The sequence below is a fragment of the Burkholderia sp. MSMB1498 genome (assembly GCF_001526245.1).
GTDB lineage: Bacteria > Pseudomonadota > Gammaproteobacteria > Burkholderiales > Burkholderiaceae > Burkholderia > Burkholderia savannae.
Genome location: NZ_LOYJ01000125.1, coordinates 1 through 1,616, shown reverse-complemented (window position 1 = coordinate 1,616; position 1,616 = coordinate 1). Strand labels below are relative to the sequence as shown.

Sequence of the window (1,616 nt, the reverse complement as noted above, 5' to 3'; positions counted from 1 at the left end):
GATCTCACGTTGATCAGGCTGTAAATGACGCCGACGAAAACGCCGGCTCCCAATGACAACAGGTAGAGTTTCATGAGCGTGTGAAAAACATTTCACCCGAAGCGAAATTGAAATCCCCAACGGCTCTGCGGCTCTGCAATTTGTCTCGCGAAGCGGGGGCGCGTAGGTTCGATCGCCGCGTCGTTTGAAGCGCGGCGTCTGGGCGCATCGAATGCGTTTCCGCCACTCACGCTTGCGCGACGTGGCGGAACTTCCTGCCAATATATTATGGATGCCGAATTATCAAATTCGATTTCCAATTCCTTTCTCTACAACATGATTCAATGAGCTTACTTCACGATCCCGAACGGGTCCGGAACCGCGTGCTGATTCGCGTTGTTCCAGAAGTTCTGCAGTACGAATCCGTATTCCGGAAGGTTCTGGATGAACGGTGCGAGCATGTCGTTCGCGCTCGGCAGCTTCCAGTCGGCTTGAAGCTCGCAGGCGAGCGCGAACGTCGTGACCAGTTCAGCGCCAGCCTTGCTCATCCGCGACATGGCGGCCTGCGCCTCATAGGCGTTCCACGCGCCGCATGCGTCGACGACAGGAAACACCTTGTAGCCGTCTTGCAACATGGAGAGCGTCGGGAACGCACAGCAGGTTCCGATCGTCACGGCGGAAATGATGATGTGCCTGCGGCCAGTTTGCCGAACCAGGTTCTCCAGCGCTGCGCGAAACGTCGGATCTTCGTAGCAGTTGATGATGCCGGTGCGCCTGTAGATCGGCTCGTCGCCGAAGATGTCCTTGATCTCGGGTAGCGTATCGCCGTTCTGCCATTGCGCGTTCGATGACGAGATCAGCACGGGCATCTTCAGCGCCTTCGCCGCGCGCGCGAGGCCGACGACATTGCTTCGATATTCGGCCAAGGAGCCGAAATCGCGCACACCCGCCATCAGCCCGATCTGATGATCGATAAAGAGGACGATCGCGTTTTCCGGCGTCGGCTTGTCGTACGGCACACGGCCAGCGCGCGCCGCGTCTTCCGCCGAAACAACGGGAGGCTGGATCTGATTGGTGGTGGGGCTAACAATATCTGCCGGTCTGTCGATCATTTTGTTATCCGAAATTAGTGGAGGGATCTCGCTAAACGCTTCTACACATCAATGGCGAGTATGTGCGACACTAACACGCAAGTTTCTATACGGTAAGGTACTTACCAATTGGTAACCGACAGGACTCGACATGGACCAACCCACCCCCAGAATCGCGCCGTTCCCGGCGTCCAGGCAACCTTGCCCCTTCGAGCGCTTCGTGGATATTTTTTCCGGCACATGGATGCCACGGATTCTGTGGCTTCTGCTGGATGGGGCTACTTATCGCTTCGCGGAAATCCAACGAATAGTCGAGCCGGTCTCGTCGAAGGTACTGACTGAAAGACTGCGATATCTCGAACAGCAGCGGCTCGTCAAACGCATCGCTCGGAAGTCGGCCACGCCCTATGTCGAGTACATGATTACCGACAGGGGCAAGTTGCTCGAGCCGGTTTTTCATGCGATGGCGCAGATTTCCGATCAACTGTTCGGTGACGAGTTATCGAGTCAAGACGTCAATCAGTGAACGTCTTTGTGGTTCTCCCT

3 protein-coding genes are annotated in these 1,616 nt (G+C 56.2%); 1 reads left to right on the top strand and 2 read right to left on the bottom strand.

Features of this window, described 5'->3' with window-relative positions:
- Positions 1–74, bottom strand: a 74-nt coding sequence (locus WS91_RS35045; RefSeq protein ID WP_156432564.1) for a DUF1427 family protein, incomplete at its 3' end; no start/stop codon positions are given.
- 255 nt (positions 75–329) lie between these two features.
- Positions 330–1,091, bottom strand: coding sequence for an isochorismatase family protein (locus WS91_RS30050; RefSeq protein ID WP_052145010.1), 762 nt, complete (start codon positions 1,089–1,091; stop codon positions 330–332).
- Between the two features lie 130 nt (positions 1,092–1,221).
- Between WS91_RS30050 and WS91_RS30045 the strand changes: the two genes are divergently transcribed.
- On the top strand, positions 1,222–1,596 hold the full coding sequence (locus tag WS91_RS30045; RefSeq protein WP_059608709.1) for a winged helix-turn-helix transcriptional regulator: 375 nt from the start codon (positions 1,222–1,224) through the stop codon (positions 1,594–1,596).
- The last annotated feature ends 20 nt before the right edge of the window (positions 1,597–1,616 follow it).

Coding starts and splice junctions, on each gene's coding strand:
- WS91_RS30050 (WP_052145010.1), bottom strand. CDS start 1,091: ATGATCGACAGACCGGCAGATATTGTTAGCCCCACCACCAATCAGATC.
- WS91_RS30045 (WP_059608709.1), top strand. CDS start 1,222: ATGGACCAACCCACCCCCAGAATCGCGCCGTTCCCGGCGTCCAGGCAA.